This window comes from Niastella caeni (assembly GCF_004834005.1).
Classification (GTDB): Bacteria; Bacteroidota; Bacteroidia; order Chitinophagales; family Chitinophagaceae; genus Niastella; species Niastella caeni.
In genome coordinates this window covers 389,765-407,791 of the sequence record NZ_STFF01000001.1, presented here as the reverse complement: position 1 = coordinate 407,791, position 18,027 = coordinate 389,765, and the positions used below count along the sequence as shown (strand labels likewise).

The window sequence follows — 18,027 nt, the reverse complement described above, 5'->3', positions numbered from 1 at the left end:
TTTATGAAAAGAAAGATAATTATTGAAATAATATCTTCCTTATTGATATTACTTTTTTTGTATGCAAGCGTAAGTAAATGGCTTGCATTTAAACTTTTTATTGGCGATATGAATAACCAACCGTTCCCCAACTGGCTTACTCCATGGATCGTGTGGAGTGTTCCGATCCTTGAAGTATTGATAGCCGTTGGATTGATCTTCGAGAAAACCAGAGTACCGGCATTGTACGCATCATTGTTGCTGATGCTGGCGTTTACAATTTATACAGTAGCAATATTGTTACATGCATTCAAGTTTATTCCCTGTTCCTGTGGTGGAGTAATAAGAAAACTCACCTGGCCTCAACACCTTTTCTTTAATCTGTTTTTTGTAGGGATTTCACTGGCGGGGATCATTTTGAAAAAAAGTGAACCAGTACATGCTGTAGAAGTATAAATGGCACAGTTCAAATGCGAATAATTTTTTCCTGTTTTTTGCTGCGTCACTTATTCCGGAATAAGTGTGCACCTATGTTACAGGTAAGGGGAAGCCGAAAACCTGAATAAAAGAGTAGGCATGAAAAATTAACCATTAAAAAAGGACAAGTATGAACAAAATTAAACTGGCATTTATTGCTATAGCAATACTAGCTGCCGTTGGGGGCGCCTTTGCAACCAAGCCATGTGATACCTGTGAAAACTCACAGCAATACATTTATACTGGCTCCGGTTACGTAGCTGTTGGCTTGTATGGTGAAGATTTTGATTGCTATATTACCGCAGGGGTATGTACCTTTTGGAGACCGGATCCCTGGCAGCCTAATGTATATGCACCCTGCCATGAAGGGTATTATATTCCCCAGTAACAGTTACCAGTGCTCTGCATAATTGATTTGGGATTAAAATGTTTCCGATATTTTGCCCGGACCAATTATTAGTAAAAATTATTCCTATACTGCCGGTCATTTATTTAAATGGCCGGCTTTTATTTTAATATAACGTACGTTATCTCTCGTTTAGCTCTATCTGGGTTATAATGTTACATCAGGAGGAATTGGTAGCGCATACAATGGGCTATTCACCGGTAAGGTATACACCTGGTTGTTGATTTTTCTTCGGGGTATAATGCCTGCGCTTTCCAGGTTCAGGCGCCGGATATCAGTCCATCGTACGCCCCGAAAAGGCATTTCCTTTCTTCTTTCCTGAAGAATAATATTCAATGCCTCGTTGGCGGTTTGTGCAGTATAGGGAACATAAGTATTGGTCTTCCACCGTTGCTGCAATAAGTGATTAAGATCATTCATGGCGCCGGCAATATTTTCTGTCCGCGCGCGGCATTCTGCCCGTACCAGGTACATTTCATCGGTAGCCAGTCCGGTAAATACGAAGATCGTTCCATTATAACTTCCTTTAATAGTGGGATTGCCAGAACTGGTTGAAAAGAAAAGTACACGTCTCAAGTCGTTTGTTGCATATGATCTATACAATGCTGTATCCACTATTATATCTTTTATAGTTGTCCCTCCTTTTAATACATTGTTTTCAATTAACCTGCTTTGATACATTGTTTCCGGGTTATTCCGGTCAAAAGGCCTTGGGGCATTTACGTCTCTCGTATTATAATTAATAAGCGTGCTATAGTATTGCAGACTGCTATCTGCATAGAGGCCGGCATTTGCATACTGACGCATACTTAAATAAACCCGGGCCAGTTGGGCATAGGCTGCCGGTTTGCTCGGCCGGTTTCTATTGCCATCAGATACTGAATCTGGCAAAAGCTCCGTAGCTTCCTTCAGATCATTCAGGATCTGTAAATAGGTCTGCTCCAGGGTTGACCTTTTAATCGGTTCATCTACATTGGGAGTAAGTTTTAGCGGAATGCCTAAATCAGTATTGGCTGTAGCTGCATCGTAGGGCAGGGCAAATACCTGGGCCAGGTTATAAAAAGCATAAGCCCTGATAAACAGCGCTGCGCCTTTGAGATGCTCCCATTGTTGCCGGTTGCCTGGCGATATGGTTACTTTTTTCAAGCCATCCAGCACCACATTGGTATATAATATTTGTTCATAAGGAGAGTTCCAGTCTGCTATTTTGCCTTCACCGTTATAAGTGTCCGGGGTCCAGATATAAGCATTTTTTTCTTTGGTACTGAGTAACTCCCAGAAGGAAGGAACAAGATAATAATTATCTGCCGACAACTCTCCTAAAGCCGGTGTTACGCTCATTTTCTCATAATTGTCGAGCAGGGTCTGGAAATCCTCCAGGGTAGTGGGCACAAATACATCAGAATCCGGTCTTTCATCCAAAAATTCTTTTTTATTGCAGCTAATAAGGCTCCAACAAATTATAGTAACACTCAGGATAATATTTTTTTTGTTCATGGGAAAAGGAATTTGGTTTAAAAATCAATCCTTAATCCTGCTGCTATTGTTCTGGGGGTAGGAATGCCGGAAATATAATCCGGATCAATGCCTTTATCATTCGCTTTCCAGAGGATACCCAGGTTATTGGCATATACATATATGCGAAACTGGTTCATCGGCAGCCATTTAATCTCATTTTTGTTAAGCTGGTAGCTTAACTGAATGTCCTGTAACCTGAGATGATCGCCTTTTTCAATCAGCACATCTGAATACGCGTAAAAGCTGCTACTGGTAGCATCGGTAACAGGTCGTAAAGCAGGAACTGATGTAAATTCTTCATCACCCGGTTGTTGCCAACGTAATGCGTAATCTGAATGGCCTTCCGATGAGCCATAAAACAGGTTAAAATAATTAATGGAACTTCTTCTGAAATAATAACCCATTTTCCAGGTAATGGTAAAGGAGAGATCAAGTTGTTTATAACTGAAATTATTTCGCAGGCTGCCAAAAAAAGTAGGATTGGCAGGCCCCCTGTAAATTAAATCGGAGAGGTCTTTTGAGTTAAAGATCGATCCATAATCTTTACTTATCTGCTTATTATAATAACCTTGTGCTTCACCGGTTTGTGGATCGAGCCCCATCCATTTAAAGCTGTATATGGAATAAAGCGGTTTACCGGCTACAGGGCTGATAAATCGTGGATCACAATAATACCAGATGGCGCTTTGTTGCACTTTATAACTGGTTACTTTATCTGAAGTATAACTGAACAGTAGCGTGCTGAACCATTTAAACTGTTTATTGATATTTTTTGACCTAAGTATAAGGTCTACACCTTGCCCTTTCATATCGGCCGTATTACCCCTGAACATCGTAACACCGGTGGTAGGGTCTAATGGACTATTACCAATGAGGTCGGTTCCTTTGCGGAGATAATATTCCATGCTGCCTTCGAAGGTGTTATTTTTTGTAGCAAAATCGACCCCAAAGTTGATCATGTGATTTTTTTCCCAGCGCAAAGAAGGATTAGGCGGATTGATAATAGAACCTGTCAACTGTCCCCAGATATTTCGATCATCTGTGCGCGCGGTAGTATAAGCAGATACCGACTTGTCAACATTGCCTTTATATCCATTTGTAATACGCAATCTCAGGAAGGGCAGCCAGCCTATATGGTAAAAGTTTTCCTGGCTCATTTCCCAGCTTGCGCCTACTGACCATAAGGGTACGCCTTTCTGGTTAGCACTTACGCCAAAAAGGTTCGATTCGTCTTTACGGGTGCTGGCAGACAGGATATACTTTCTTTGAAAAATATATTTTGCATTCAGGTAATAAGAAATGTACCGATCTGATGTGGTCCTGTTTCTATTAATGTAATCAATTTTTTTATAGGCGAAAGGGGCATAGTACATTGGATAGGTATTGTCATAATCGACCGGACTATTGGTTGGCTGGTCTTTGTTATACCCATAAGTGCGGTGAATTTCATTCAATGTTTTTATGCCTCTTACCTCTGCACCGGCCATAGCGATGATCTGGTGATATTTGCTATGATTACGATTATACCAGCCATGATTGTAATTTATTTGGGTCCTGATGTTGTGCGCCTCGTACCGGCTGGCGCCCTGGTCTAAAATGCCGCCCAGGGGAACATGATGAATAACCCGGTTGCTCGAATCAACTTCTGTAAACTGGTTAATGAGGTTTCGGGTAAAATAGGTTTGCTGGCTTTTATAATCTTCCTGTTCAATAAATCCCTTATTGTATTGATACTGCACCGTAGCATCGAGCCATTTGGTAAATGAATATTTCGCATCTGCGTTAACGCGGTAATCGGTGGTCTTTATGGTATTATCGCTGTACTTCAGTTCATTATAGGGTTTGTAATTCCAGTCGAGTAGTGTTTGTGGCATTGATTTCTCGATCGAGTCTTTAAAGGCTTGTCGTATATCTGCAGGTGCAGTTAGCGCATAGCCATTCTCATCTACCAAATCAAGATAAGGGTATATAAGATTTGGCAACTGGGTATTATTATTTTTTAAATTAGATTCAGTAAATATAATTCCGGTGTTCAGTTCCAGTTTCTTTTTCAACCAGGAGAAAGAGTTATTTGCCGTTAATGTAATGCGGTTATACTGGTTTCTTACGAGATTATCCAGGTTCTTATCGTAACCAAGCGAAAAGTAATAGTTATTGTTGCTGCTGCCGCCGCTGGCGCTTAACGCATATTGCTGGTTTACACTGGGTCGGTAAAAGTATTTTTCAAGGTCTTTTCGCTTATCCTTGGTCCTGAGTTCATTTAACTGCTCCTCCTTTTCGTCATATGTAATTTTCCCGTCTCTTTGTTGGATCAGTATTTCCACTACCGGCGATAGATCGGGGCGAAGCGGGTTTGCTTCAAAAGATTTATAAAAACCTCTATTAAACAATTCCTCCTCTACATCAACATAATCGGAAGAATTCATTACCGGCGTATAATACAAGTCTGGTTTTTGACCTACCGTTACATTACTATTGATAGCCAATTTAAGCGGTTGGTTGTATTTACCTTTTTTGGTAGTAATTACTATCACCCCATTACCTGAATAGGCGCCCCAAATGGATGCGGCATCCGCATCTTTTAATACGGTAATGCTCTCTACGTCATTGGGATTAATATTATTGATATCACCGGTATAGGGAAAATTGTCAACTATAATTAATGGGTTGGGATTGGCAAAAATGGTACTTCTGCCTCTTATGGATAAAGAGGACTGGTTTAAGCTGGGATTTACATTCTTATTAAATATCAACCCGCTTGTAATGCCTTCCAGACGATCAATTATATTGGTAGATACCCGGCGGTTTACTAATTCATTATCGATCTTTACAAATGAGCCTGGCGATTTATCTTTTGAAATTTTCTGGTAACCGGTTGAAAATACCTGTACTTTCCCCAATTCACTGATATGCTGTTTCAGGTGAACTTTCAATTCCGGTTCGCCCTGGTAGCTAACTTCTTCGGTTTCGTAATTAATACTGGTTACAACAATGTTGAGGTCGATCTCATTTACCGCTTTCAGCCTGAATTCGCCATTTTCGTTGGTACTGGTTTGTTGGTTAGTGCCTTTTACTGTAATGGTAGCGCCTGGTACCGGTTCACCTTTTTCATTTAAGATCTTGCCTTTGATGTCGGCCAGTTTGGTAGCCGATGTTACTGGTTTTCCTCTGGGGATCACGGTTATCACCTTGTCAATAATGGTATAGGTGCAGGATTGATATCTAAAGTATTCATTAAGTAGTTCTTCAACGGTTCCGTTCCTGATATTTATAGTAACAGGCTTTAGCTGGGTAGATATGGAATTTGAGTTGAATATGGTATAGCCTGCCTGCTTCTCCAGCGCTTTGCGTATATCGCTAATGGTTGCATTCTTTTTGAAGAATGTTATTTGCTGTGCAAGTGCAGTTACACTCAACAGCAAACAAGCAATGATTAGAAAAGCAGTTATAAGTTTCATAATCAGAACCTCCAAATGCGAACACTAAGCAGTAGCCTTAATTTGAGACCTTTAGTTTGTGTAAAAATAAAAATAGTCAACTGTAATCCCGCATGTATGGAAAAAAGTTGACTAAACACACATTTTCAAAGCAAAGGCAACCACGTTAACATTCGGTCAATAAAATTACACTTTCGCATTGAAGATATATTAAAAAAAAATTAAGCCACCTTACTGCGAACCATGAGCGGGAAAAGCTCATGGTCGCAGGGTAGCTCTTTTGGCTCAACGCTGCTTATAATGTTCCATGGAAGAAACAGCGTTAGATGTGGTTTAATGATTAACGGAAATAACGTTGTAGACTTTAGAGGTGGGGTTGCTCGTACTACAATAATTAGTTGATAGCTATGATGTTACTATAATTGTTCGGTCTTTTTCGTTTAGCCGCGCCTTTATGTTATTGGCATTCAGCAATTTTATAATATTTTCAATGCTGGCTGCACGGGGAAGCTTACCTTCAAATGAACCTTCAGGTTTCTTTCCCTCGTATACGATATTTACATCATACCAACGTTCTATCTGGCGCATTGTATATTCAATATCAGGTCCGCCTACCGGTATGAATCCGGTTGTCCATCCAATTACATCCTCAGCATCAACGTTTTGAATGGAAATATTTCCTTCTTTCAGCCTTGCCTGTTCGCCTGGCTTAATGGTTTGAAAGTTATTTCCGGAGGTTACTTTTACTTTGCCTTCTATTAAAGTTGTTTTGATTGTTCCTTCTTCAGTATAGGCCATCACGTTAAAATGCGTTCCCAGCACTTCTACTTCATTTTTGCTGCCGGCAGGCGTATTTATTTTAACGATGAAGGGTGTTTTGGCTACTTTTCCTTTTTGTGCGGCCACGTCTTTTGTAGCTGGCTGATCCTGATGGTTCACTTCAAAATAAGCTTCGCCGGTGAGCTCAACAATTCGCTCGTTCCCGGCGAAGGCTATAGGAAAACGCAATGATGAAGCCGCATTCAACCATACTTTACTTCCGTCAGGTAAAGTGATCTGGTATTCCCCTCCTCTGGGGGTAGTAACTATGTTATACAGGTCTTGTTCAGACTGAGATCTATCTGAATCCAGCTTCTTGTTATATATCAACCGTCCGTCAATCTTGGTTATTTGTGTATGCCCCTGATCGATCTGACTTTCATTTTGCACGCTGTTGAGTGCAATAGTTGATCCGTCGTGCAGGGTCAAAGTAGCTTTATTGCTACCGGGAACGATGTGGTGTTTGATACCGGTTTCGTTCGTATCTGTTTTTGCAGTTTTATTTTCAGTGGACTGGCCGAAATAATACCAGGTTCCAGCCGAAATAAGGAGAATAATAGATGCTGCCGCCGCAATTTTGCCAAATGGTATTCTGAATACTTTCTTTTCGGGATACAGGCTTACCAATTTAGCACCATCAACTGCAGCGCTGTCAATTTTTTGCAGCGTTTTTTGCCAGATAGCTTCGCTGTCAGTGCTTGCATAAATTTTCATTTTTTCGCGTAAAACCTCTTTATTGGTAATCTGCTGAAAAAACGAGTCATTATGCCCGGCTTCTGCCAACCATTCTTTAAGTTCCCTTTCTTCTTCCACACTTAACTTCTCTTCCAGGAACTTTTCTATCAGACTTGTTATTCTATTTACCTTTTCCTGCATAGTTGTGGTATTTAAAACTTGAAAGTCATCCAAAACTCTCAGGCCCTGCAAAATCTATTTATATAAAAACAACTAAAGGCCGTTTTTGACAAAAAAAAATCAAAAAATAAATAAAGGTGCTTGGTATTCAATGCAATTTGGAAAAACTGACTGTTTAGGATCGGGCGTTTTTACTTTCGGCTTACAGTCAATTGAGTCCTGTAAACAGAAGATTATAAACACAGCTACCAATAATTTCTTTTTCAGCAATTGAATGGCGCGGCTTTTCTGATTTAAAACATTCCGGGGCGTAATATTCAGTTTTTCCGCTACCTCATCGGTGCTGGCATCTTCAAAATAGATCAGTTTAAAAATGGTTTTGCATTTGTGAGGAAGGGTTTCGATCAGCGGGTAGATCTTCCTTAAAAGTTCGCCTTCTATCATATCCGTTATAACATCCTGATCGTCTTTATCTTTTTGCAGGTACGACAATTCACTTTGGGAGGCAGTTTTTCTTTGTATATGCCTCAGGTAATTCAAACTGGCGTTCCGCGTGGTAACAAATAAAAAAGCTTTTATATGATCTTCGGTCTGAAAAACATCGTGACGTTGCCATAGTTTTGTAAAGGCTTCTGAAACAATATCTTCGGCCTGTTCTTTGTCCTTAACCAATTGTATTGCGCAAGTAAAAAGCAGTCGGTTGTAGTTCTCGAAAATCACTCGAAAAGCACTACTATTCCCCTGATTAAAAGCTGTGAGCCAATCATCCTTTTCCAAAAATTTCTTCTTCATCGGGTTTCAATTTATAATCATCTATTATCGCGAACCATCTATTGGCAACATATCTCCATGAAACTCCGGTATATAAACCGAAAAGTTTATAAAGATAAGGTTGGTGACTATCAATAAATTGCTGATGGTACAGGAATAATTATCCAGTTTCAATACGGAGGTTGCTATAATCAGGGCAGTCGTGGAACCTAAAAAACGCGTTACCTGCCCATCCTAAAAAGCAGCTAACGGCGGGATGCAAGTTTACAAAAATATATTAAAAAATGACTTAAGTGTTTTCTCTAATTTGTGCTAAGTAATTATCCTAATTCCGTAAGCGAAAAAAAGCGAAAAATTTGATTGTCATCAATCAGTAAAACTTTTAGCAGTTAATATATAGAAAGGTAACGGCTGATCGATTTTTCGAAAACGGCGCGGGCGCCTTCAGCCATATTCATCCATTCGAATGCGCCATACATAGCATCGAATTGAAGCGGTCGTACGCGTTCATATATAAATTCAAGATCTTTTTTAGGTAAAGGAATAAGGTTCGGATAACTATACATGAAGGCCATATGCTTGCGGCTGGGGGCAACATAAATACTGTCGCCGGTGAGCAAACAACCTGCTCTTCCATGATCGGGCAAATGAAGTATGGTGCTTCCGGGAAAATGCCCGCCCACATGTACAATACTTATATTATCCCAAAGCTTTTTTTCGCTGCCCGTCCACAGCTCAATATATCCCCCCGGATCTTTGATCCACTCCTTATCGCTGGCGTGTAAATAAATCGGACAGTCAAACGCTGTAGCCCAGTCCTGCATTAAACTGTAATAATGCGGGTGTGAAATTGCAATGGCGCTGATGCCGCCCAACGACCTGATAAAGGCAATGGTTTGATCGTCGATAAAAGGTAAACAATCCCACAGCACATTGCCGGCAGAAGATAAAACCAGGTGCGCCTTTTGTGCAATGGCAAAGGCCGGTGTTATTCTTAAATCGTATATGGTAGACTGTAAGCGGGAAAATCGAATACTGCTTTTGGCGGCCAGTTCATTGTAGCTTGTCCATATTTGTCCGGTAAAACCCAGGTATTGCCGGTCGTCGGCACAGATATCACAAATAGAAGGAATAATAGAGGTACCATATCGCACACCACAAGTGTTGCAAATGTTCTTTGCCGAAGGCGAAATAATCATAATAAGAGTTTGCGTAAAATTACTGCAATAGAAATTCAGACCTTTAACCAACAGGTGCGCTGCCGGTGTTGCGTAATAATGATAGCATGATATTATTAAATTATTCCCTGCCCGTAAGTATGTGCATTACGCTTATTCCGATATTATCATGATATCAGGGTTTCTGATAATGCAAAGTTAATACCAGAAATTTTTTCTCTGGGAATTAAGGCCAACTACGTAAAGATCAGCGGCAAAAACATGTATGTAGATGTAAATGTTTTTTGGCCTTTTTATGGCTTGTCGTTTTTTGCGTATATTTACTGTTCACCAAAGAAAAGGAGGTATTCATGAAATCTACAGAATATTCATGGGCACTTTCGGTTGGTATCGCCTAGCCGGGGTATGTTCCATCAAAATATCTGTCCCGACAAAAAATGCCGGGAGGGCCATTCCGATAAACCGGAATGGCTTTTTTATTTGCAGGACGTTTAAAATACAATTCACCACTTTACCTTAGCGTATGCTTTCAGTTAGTGAATTATATATCTATCCCATTAAATCATTGGGCGGCATTGCACTGAACAGCGTTACCCTTACCGAACGTGGTTTTGAGCACGATAGAAGATGGATGCTGGTAGACGAGCATAACCAGTTTATGTCGCAGCGCGAAGTGAATGCCATGGCTTTACTAAAAGTGCAGGTTACCGAACAGGGGTTGTTGATCAGAAATAGTAAAGCGCCAGGCGCTGAACTGCTGGTGCCTTTTCTACCTGCAACTACCGACACCTTTATGGTTACCGTATGGAGCAACCATTGCCGCGCTCAGAGGGTGAGCGATGAAGCCGATGCCTGGTTCAGCCAGCAATTAGGCAGGTTGTGCAAACTGGTTTACATGCCCAACAGTACCCGTCGTTATGTTGATGGTCGGTATGCACATAATAAGGAGGTGACCAGCTTTACTGATGGGTATCCCTTGCTCCTGATCGGGCAAGCGTCGCTCGATGATCTGAACAGCCGGTTAGCGACCTCATTGCCCATGAACCGGTTTCGCCCCAATATTGTATTTACCGGCGGAACGCCTTTCCTGGAAGATTCCATGAAACATTTTGAGATCAACGGCATTACTTTTTTGGGGGTGAAACCTTGTGCCCGTTGCGTAATGACCACCATCGATCAACAAACTGCCGAAAAAGCAAGAGAGCCGCTTAAAACGCTTAGCACATACCGCCTCAAAAACAATAAGATCTTTTTTGGCCAGAATGTACTTCACCAGGGAAATGGCCTGATCACCCTGGGCGATCCAATAACTATTCACGAACAAAAGCTGGTGGAAATAATACCCGACTAACGGTTGCCCACAAATAGTTTTTATTATTTGAGGAAAAACGTCAACAGACTGAGTGCATTTTAGTGAGAACCCGATAAAAAGAGGGTGGCCTGTTTTTTTTACTATGTAAGGCCCTGATAAACTCACTAAATGCACTGCTCATGAAAAATAACAGTACTAAAAAAGTAAGTCAATTATCCGCCATCAATGAATCGCCATCGCTTCGATTGGTTTATAAGAACGAAGAAGTGATTAAAGAAACCACCCATGCCGAAAGCGATAAAAAGAAGACTGCTCCCCAGGCGAAAACTCCCAACAAACTTTTTGTAAAAGAACCGCTTCCGCTTTTTAACGACTATAAGTTTAAGTGCAAGGACCACGATCCGTTGTAGAATACAGCTCAAAGCCATAAGCTGAAAGCTAAGCAAATACAAATACTGGCTTCGCGCTGCACGCGAGTACAGCCGAAAGCTAAAAGCATTCACGTTTGACGTTTCACGAGTCAGAAAAAGGGGTCGCCGGGTGGGAAGACAACGGGAAACGAAGAATTAAAAATGAGAAACAGGAACATCACTACTTGCCCAGCCTTATGGAATAGGGCAGGCGCTCTTACTATTGATCCGCGGTTTGCAGGCATTGCCCGATTCCTGGTCGTACGTACTTTGGTCCCAAACAACCCCCAATTCAGTGCTGCCGGTGGTATAGGAGTACCGGTTCTGGCCTGTTGGCGCGTCGTGGCCTACACCGGCCCGCACCTTATAACCATCGCCCCTGCCTGCCAGGTTTATAGAAAGCGTAACCGTAAACGCATCGTAATTGCGGAAGTTAATGCCGCCGCGGTACCATACCCCCAGGCTGATGTCGTATTGGTTTTGGGTTACTTCGGTTCCCACCTGAAATGAATTGTGCGAGGCCTGCGTATACACAATGCCCGCTATGCTATACGACCAGGTTTGTTCGGGATTGGTATAAGTATACATGGCATTCCCCGTCCAGCGAACGGGCAACTGGCTGCGAAAGGAATCGGCTGTATTGGTAAGCGATTCATCGGGCCGGTTAATATGATGCGCGCTACCGCCCAGTAATAACCGGTTATTGTCGTTGAAGTTATAATTGAAGAACAGGCCGGCTGAAAAATCAGGATACCATTTGCCACTGTTCACTGCACGATCGGCAGATGAAACGCTGCCGGGGATTACGCCATCCACATCTAATTGGTCGGCAAACACCAGCTTGCTGTAATCGATGCGGCGTTGTACAAATCCAAACTGTAAACCACCGCTGGCAAACCAGCGGGGAACATCGCCGTTTTCAGCGGCTGATAATGTGCCCGAACAAATAGTATAGGCGTAGGAACCATAGATACCGGTCTTTTTCAGGTAGCCTTCTGTGGAATGCGTGCCCAACAGGCCGAAGCCACCGTGCAGGGAGGGCATGAATTTATCAACCGATATGGCGCTGTAAGAGATCTGCGAAGGAATGCTCCACCATTGCCGGCGATAGATGGCGCTGAACCGAAGATCGTAATCGCCTGCTCCCGTAGCCGCCGGGTTGAGGTAAATGGGTGACAGAAACGGTTGAGAGAATACCGGGTCTTGCGCCTGTAACGGGCGAATTACCAATATGGTTATGATGGCTGTTAGTAGATATTTGAACATTTGAGTTCTAAATTTCAGTTTCTGGTTTGTGGTTTCTGGTTCTTTGCTTTCCTGGCTCATAATATTCTTCCTGGCCTCATTCTTTTTCAATTTGCCTGTGCATTTCAACTTGTCAACTTTCCAACTTACTTCCTCATTCCTCTGTTTCTCATTTTTCATTCTTCATTTCTCATTTCCTTTCACTTCAACATTCAATATTCAACATTCGATATTCATTATTTCACAATCGTAATAAACCCTGCCTTTACCGGTTTATCGCTGCCGGGATATTGCATTCCCTTCCATTCGGTACCGTTTATATACCGCGCTTCTATCTGCCAGCCATAGCTGTCCTGTTGCAAAGGTTGTCCGTTGTACCGGCCATCCCAGGGTTCACTCGGCGATCCATTGTTATCGAGCCGGGACGTTTCAAAAACTTTTTGCCCCCACGAATTGAAAATGCGCAGCCGGTAGTGCGACAAGCCTTTACCCATGGGCAGGAACTGCCGTAAGGAGTGGTTGCTGCAACCCGGACAAATAGCGCTGGGCACATACAAATAGCCGGGTATATACAGGATGCGTACCTGCACGGTATCGTACCCACTGCAACCGGTTCCATAATCCTGTACCAATACCTGCACCTTGTACAAGCCGGTATCGGCATATTGATAGGTGATCTTTTGCCCCGAACGTTGCTGGCGGGTACGGTCACCCATATCCCATGTATAAATCTTATTGGGGTTGGTGGGCATCTCGTCCCAAAACGTAAAGGTGTAATCGGGTTGCTGCAATATGCTCGATGGTGATAGCGCAATGGCCGGGTTCGGCAACGGCTGAATTACCAATGTGCCGCCGGCAGTTGTATCACCGCACCCTGCTTCATTTTCGGCCAGTACCCGAATGGTAAATACGGCAGGCGTAGTGCTTTGCACCGGTGCAAGGAAACGGTAATTGAACGGACTGTCCATCCCCTCCAGGTCGTTGTTGATAAACCATTTCAGGTGCACCTCATCTGTGCCGGTATACCTGATATTGGCTTTGAACGAAATGGTGGTATCGTGATTGCAGGTGCTGTTATTGGCGGGCGTGTATTGCACTACGGGTGTATTATGCACCTCAAAAGAATACGTAGTGCTGTCTGCACATTCATCTGTGGTATGCACTACCAGCTTTACCCAATACGTGCCTGGTTTATTATAAATATGAGCGGCGGAAGTGCCGGTGCCTTTGAACGTATTGGGCGTTTGGGCGCTGTCGTAAAAGGTCCATTCAATGCGTTTCGCATTGGCGGCACCGGTAGCGGTCGTTTGCATGGTATAGGGAATGCATGCTTTGCCGGGTCGGATGCTTATTTGCGGCGGGATCTTATTGTTTACCACCAATACACGCGAAGCGGTATCGGTACACACCATGCCTGAATTGTTCAATTTTTTGGCTACCTGGCGAATGGTGTAAGTGCTCGCTGCCGCGTAGGTGTGTGTATTAGTTGATGACGGGGAGGTTTGTCCGTCGCCCCACAGCCAGTCATAACCGGTAGCATTTTGTGCGGTGCTGGTGGTAAACACATTGTTGCCGGCGCAAATGATGTCGTTTTTAAGATTGAACCCGGCAATGGGTTTGTTGTGAACGGTGACCTGGCGGTAGATCACCGTATCGGTACACTCGTTCTCCAGTTTAATGGTTACCGTATATATTCCGCCATTGGTGTAAGTATGGCTCACGGTATTTTGTACGTTCGGGGTTTTGGCCAATGGTGATCCATCGCCAAAATTCCAGGTAAGCTGCGATGCTCCGGTACTGCTGTTATTAAAAATAGTGGTATGCGGGGCGCAACCTTCCAGTTGATTGCCATTCACCGACACCTGTGCATCAATGTTATTGGGCAATACCAGCAGGCTGATGGTTTGTGTGTCGCGCCGGCATTGGTTCTCGGCGATCAAACGAAGATCGAATGTAGAGATCACCCCGGTGCGATAAATATGTACGAAGGTGTTGTTGCTGGTAGTGGTATCTTTAAACCCATCGCCGAAATCCCAATAGTAGGCGAAATTGTTACCGGCCGATTTATTGGTGATGGTTACATCAAAAGGCGAACAACCTTTTGTGGTATCTACCGTAAACCGGGCCTTGGCATCGGCATATACCAATACACTGTCGCGATGGTACGAGGTATCGCAACCGTTAAAAGCCTTCAGGGTAATATAATAAGTGGTATCGCGAAATGCAGGATTGTTATTAAAAGTAACAGGAGATGGCGAAGTAACGTTACTGGTAGTGCCGTTCCCAAAGCTCCAGAAGAATTGTATGCCATTCAACTGGCTGGAGGTATTGGTAAACGTTACCGTCAGGGGGCCGCAGCCTTTTGCCTGGTTTTTTGTAAAACCAGCCGTAACACCCGGAACGGTATGGAAGGTCATGTTCATACTGTCGGCTTTACAACCGTAAGTGCTGGCGGTAACCAGTTTTATCACCACGGTTTGTGCCTGACCGGAAATAGGGTAACTGGGAAAGGCGCCGGTCGTATTGGAGCCAATTTGTGCTCCATTGGCATACCAGGTATACAGGCTATTGCCTTGCGGGAATGGAATTGTTTTTATAACGGAATCCAGATTTACCGGTGCACATTTGGTGGTGCCGGTTGCGGTGAACTGCGCTTTGGCGTCGGGGTTAACAATGATTGGCACATTGGCTGTATCAGCGCATCCGTTGGCCAAAGAACCGGCAACGTAATACCTGGTTGTTGCAGTTGGCGTTGCCAGCATTGTATCTGTCGCAATACTACTCAGGGAAGCTGTTGGCCACCAGGTGTATACCGTGGCGCCACCAGCTTCCAGCCTGGTGCTATTGCCAATACATATAGTAGCGGCGGTGGTAGTTATGGTTACTACCGGCCGGCGTTTTATTGTGATATAAATAGAATCTTCACTGGCGCAATTGGCGCCAATTGAGGCCGTTAATTTAAAACCATACGTGGTATCGGCGGCAGCCCCGGTATAATCGAGGGTTAACAACGGGTTGGCGCTGGCGGCATTGCTGAGCCCCGTGGCGGGTGACCATTGATACGTTACGCCATTTACACCAGGCGAACCGATGGCAATGGTTGTGCGGCCGCAAATTGCGGTATCATTGCCCGCATTGGCCACAGGCTTGTCGGTAATGGTAACGGTTGTATTCACGATCGCACTTGTATTGCAACTGCTGTCAATCACTTTCAATTGAACCGCGTGTGTTCCTATGCTGGCATATTGAATTGTTCCTGGGTTAAGTAAATTGGAAGAAGCCGGCGTTCCGTTGGTGAATGTCCATTGATAACCCACGGGACCAGGGGAGTAGCAGGTGCTTGCGGTTGCCGATGGCGTAAGGCCATTGCTGATGCATACTGCATTGATGGGGTTGATGGCCGCCTTGGGCAATCCCTTCACATAAAAGGTGTCTTCTTTAAACGATTCCGGACAGGCGAGCCCGGCATCTATGGCGGTTACCGTAAGTTGAATAACATACCGTCCGGGTACATTGAACTGTATTTCTGGTGAAGGAGTGTTCAGGGTTGAACCGTTTATAAACTGCCAGGCGGGGGGTTGACCGGTACTGCATCCCAGCGGATCGCTGTACGTTACTTTCCAGGTGTATTTATCGCCCTGGCATCCATTACTAGGGGAGGCATTGGTGAATACTGCGCTGCCGGCGCCGCAGCTGCTTTTGCTGCTCATAGTGAATTGGGCATCGGGCGCATTGCGAACGCAGATCACTTTTACTGTACTATCCAAACCACACTTGTCATTAAAAACATACAGCTTCACCGTGTAGGTGCCGGTTGTATTGAAATTTACATTCAGGAAATTGGAACCATTGGTCCATAACAAACCATTCGATGAACTTCCGTTTAATGAACCGGTGATGCCCGACGTGATCGTATAACCAGTAGCCGGTGAAATGGTCCAAACCTGTTTACCCGAATTGGTACAGGTAGAACCGGTGCCGCCGGTGGGCGTGATCACTGAACCGTATGCCGAGGTGCTGATGATGGCTACGTTTGTGTTGGTGCATACGGTTTCGGAAGGAGACACATGTATGCTGGCGCGTGGTTTACCCGAAACATAAATAGGCACTACCGATGGACTGGTTGTACCGCAGGGGTTTTCGATAGTGAGATAAGCGCCAAAGGCGTTGTTGAAAATATTATTACCGCTGCTGCTAGCAAAAGAGCAGGAGCCTTGCGAAAAGAAATGCGCGGCTATAGAGGGCGGCGGATGCTGAAACACCTGCGCTGCCGAACCATCATTAATAAGGAAAGTGTATAACGTACCTGGCGGATTGGCTGAAATATTATTGATGGCAAACCGCAGGGAGTCGGATGCGCAAACATCTGTGTTACCAAGGCTCGCTAATCCGCCTGCCGGGGTAGAACCCAGGAACACAATATATTTTTTTATTCCTACGCAACCGTCGGCGCCGGTTACGCTCACCGTCATGGTGCTGCTGCCTAACGGAAACAGGTGTTTTATGATGGAACCTGTTGACCAGGTAGTGAAGGTGGTATCGGGCGTACCATCGCCCCAGGAGATGGTGTAGCTGGAATTGATAGCTGTAGTAGTAGACTGGTTTATGAAACTGAAAATATAGGAAGGTATATTGGAGCAGCGCTTAAAGGTGGGGATGCCATTGAACGTACCATATGTAATTGACAGATCGGCATTGCCCACTTCCGCATCAGGAACTTTATTAACCGTAACTGTTTGGGTTATTGAATCTTTACAACCAAAGAGGTTGGTTACAACCAGCTTTACGGGATAGGTAATAGTACCCGGCATGCCAATGGCCTGTAAGAATTGATGGGTAGGGTTGGCCAATGTGCTGGTACTGCCATCGCCAAAATTCCAGTAGTAGGATAAGCCCGCACCGCTGGAATTATTGGTGAACTGAATATTGATATTTCCACAAACGTTATTGGGGGTGAAATTAAACCCGGCTGTGGGTCTGCTGTTTGAAACATGTACTACAATAAACATGGAATCGGCCATATTGCCGCCGGTTATCAGTTGATTGGTAGTATAGAAACCCGCTGTTGGATAATTCACGATGAATGGGCCCAGCCCTGTTGCAGTTGTTATGCTGCCACCGGTAAACTGCCAGGAGATGTTCATTGAACCCTGAGCCGAACTTTGGTAAATGAGGTTATTGCCTTCACATATTCGTACGGTATCTCCATGGTTTACCACTTGTCCATTGGCCCTGATGCCAGGTACCACCTGGGTAAATGCCGGCAAAGCATAGAGTAATGGTAGCAACAATAAAAAAAAGACAGACGGCTTGCTGGTCTGGCGCATACATACGGGTTAGGGGTTGATAGGATCAGGAAAGGTTCTGCGGCTTCTTCACAAAAGGATATAGTATTGGAGGGAAGGTTTTCTTTTGTTTGTAGGAGAGGTAGTTAGCAAAGACGGGCGCTAAGATAAGGAAAAGAAGTAAGAGGTATGTTGATGAGTTGATAAGTTAATAAGTTGACAGGTTGGATAAGGGAGAAGTAGACAGTAAGAAGTAGGAGGTAGGAAGTCGGAAGTAAGAGTTACGAAATTCAGGGGCTTCCAGCTTCTTACTTCTTACGTTGGGAAACTTATAA

General features: G+C 43.9%; 11 protein-coding genes. 4 read left to right on the top strand and 7 right to left on the bottom strand.

The genetic code is table 11. From position 1 onward, the window contains the following. Positions 1-3: 3 nt before the first annotated feature. A complete protein-coding gene (locus tag FAM09_RS01680) occupies positions 4-435 on the top strand; it encodes a MauE/DoxX family redox-associated membrane protein (RefSeq protein ID WP_166436997.1) in 432 nt (143 codons plus the stop codon). A 151-nt stretch (positions 436-586) separates the two neighbouring features. Next, on the top strand, positions 587-844 hold the full coding sequence (locus tag FAM09_RS01675) for a DUF6520 family protein (RefSeq protein ID WP_136575342.1): 258 nt from the start codon (positions 587-589) through the stop codon (positions 842-844). A gap of 165 nt (positions 845-1,009) precedes the next feature. Here FAM09_RS01675 and FAM09_RS01670 read toward each other — a convergent pair whose 3' ends face one another. From FAM09_RS01670 to FAM09_RS01650, 5 genes are all read right to left on the bottom strand, one after another. Then, a complete protein-coding gene (locus tag FAM09_RS01670; protein WP_166436996.1) occupies positions 1,010-2,284 on the bottom strand; it encodes a RagB/SusD family nutrient uptake outer membrane protein in 1,275 nt (424 codons plus the stop codon). A gap of 92 nt (positions 2,285-2,376) precedes the next feature. Continuing rightward, positions 2,377-5,838: a SusC/RagA family TonB-linked outer membrane protein gene (locus tag FAM09_RS01665; RefSeq protein ID WP_136575340.1), complete on the bottom strand. Its 3,462-nt coding sequence runs from the start codon at positions 5,836-5,838 to the stop codon at positions 2,377-2,379. Between the two features lie 384 nt (positions 5,839-6,222). Next, positions 6,223-7,512, bottom strand: a complete 1,290-nt coding sequence (locus FAM09_RS01660; RefSeq protein WP_136575339.1) for a FecR family protein — start codon at positions 7,510-7,512, stop codon at positions 6,223-6,225. Between the two features lie 99 nt (positions 7,513-7,611). After that, complete coding sequence (locus FAM09_RS01655; protein ID WP_136575338.1) at positions 7,612-8,283, bottom strand: RNA polymerase sigma-70 factor; 672 nt, start codon at positions 8,281-8,283, stop codon at positions 7,612-7,614. Positions 8,284-8,651: 368 nt separating this feature from the next. Further along, entirely contained in the window at positions 8,652-9,461 is an 810-nt protein-coding gene (locus FAM09_RS01650; protein ID WP_136575337.1) for an MBL fold metallo-hydrolase, read from the bottom strand. A 502-nt stretch (positions 9,462-9,963) separates the two neighbouring features. On the opposite strand from FAM09_RS01650, the gene FAM09_RS01645 reads away from it, so the two are divergent. Together FAM09_RS01645 and FAM09_RS01640 are read left to right on the top strand one after the other, a co-directional pair. Beyond that, on the top strand, positions 9,964-10,791 hold the full coding sequence (locus FAM09_RS01645) for an MOSC domain-containing protein (protein ID WP_136575336.1): 828 nt from the start codon (positions 9,964-9,966) through the stop codon (positions 10,789-10,791). Between the two features lie 140 nt (positions 10,792-10,931). Beyond that, on the top strand, positions 10,932-11,162 hold the full coding sequence (locus FAM09_RS01640; RefSeq protein ID WP_136575335.1) for a hypothetical protein: 231 nt from the start codon (positions 10,932-10,934) through the stop codon (positions 11,160-11,162). A gap of 195 nt (positions 11,163-11,357) precedes the next feature. On the opposite strand, the gene FAM09_RS01635 is transcribed toward FAM09_RS01640, so the two are convergent. Both FAM09_RS01635 and FAM09_RS01630 read right to left on the bottom strand, forming a co-directional pair. Next, the gene (locus tag FAM09_RS01635) at positions 11,358-12,587 is read right to left on the bottom strand and encodes a PorP/SprF family type IX secretion system membrane protein (RefSeq protein WP_136575334.1); all 1,230 of its coding nucleotides are present in this window, start codon (positions 12,585-12,587) and stop codon (positions 11,358-11,360) included. A 56-nt stretch (positions 12,588-12,643) separates the two neighbouring features. Then, complete coding sequence (locus FAM09_RS01630) at positions 12,644-17,734, bottom strand: PKD domain-containing protein (RefSeq protein WP_136575333.1); 5,091 nt, start codon at positions 17,732-17,734, stop codon at positions 12,644-12,646. Positions 17,735-18,027 lie beyond the last annotated feature (293 nt).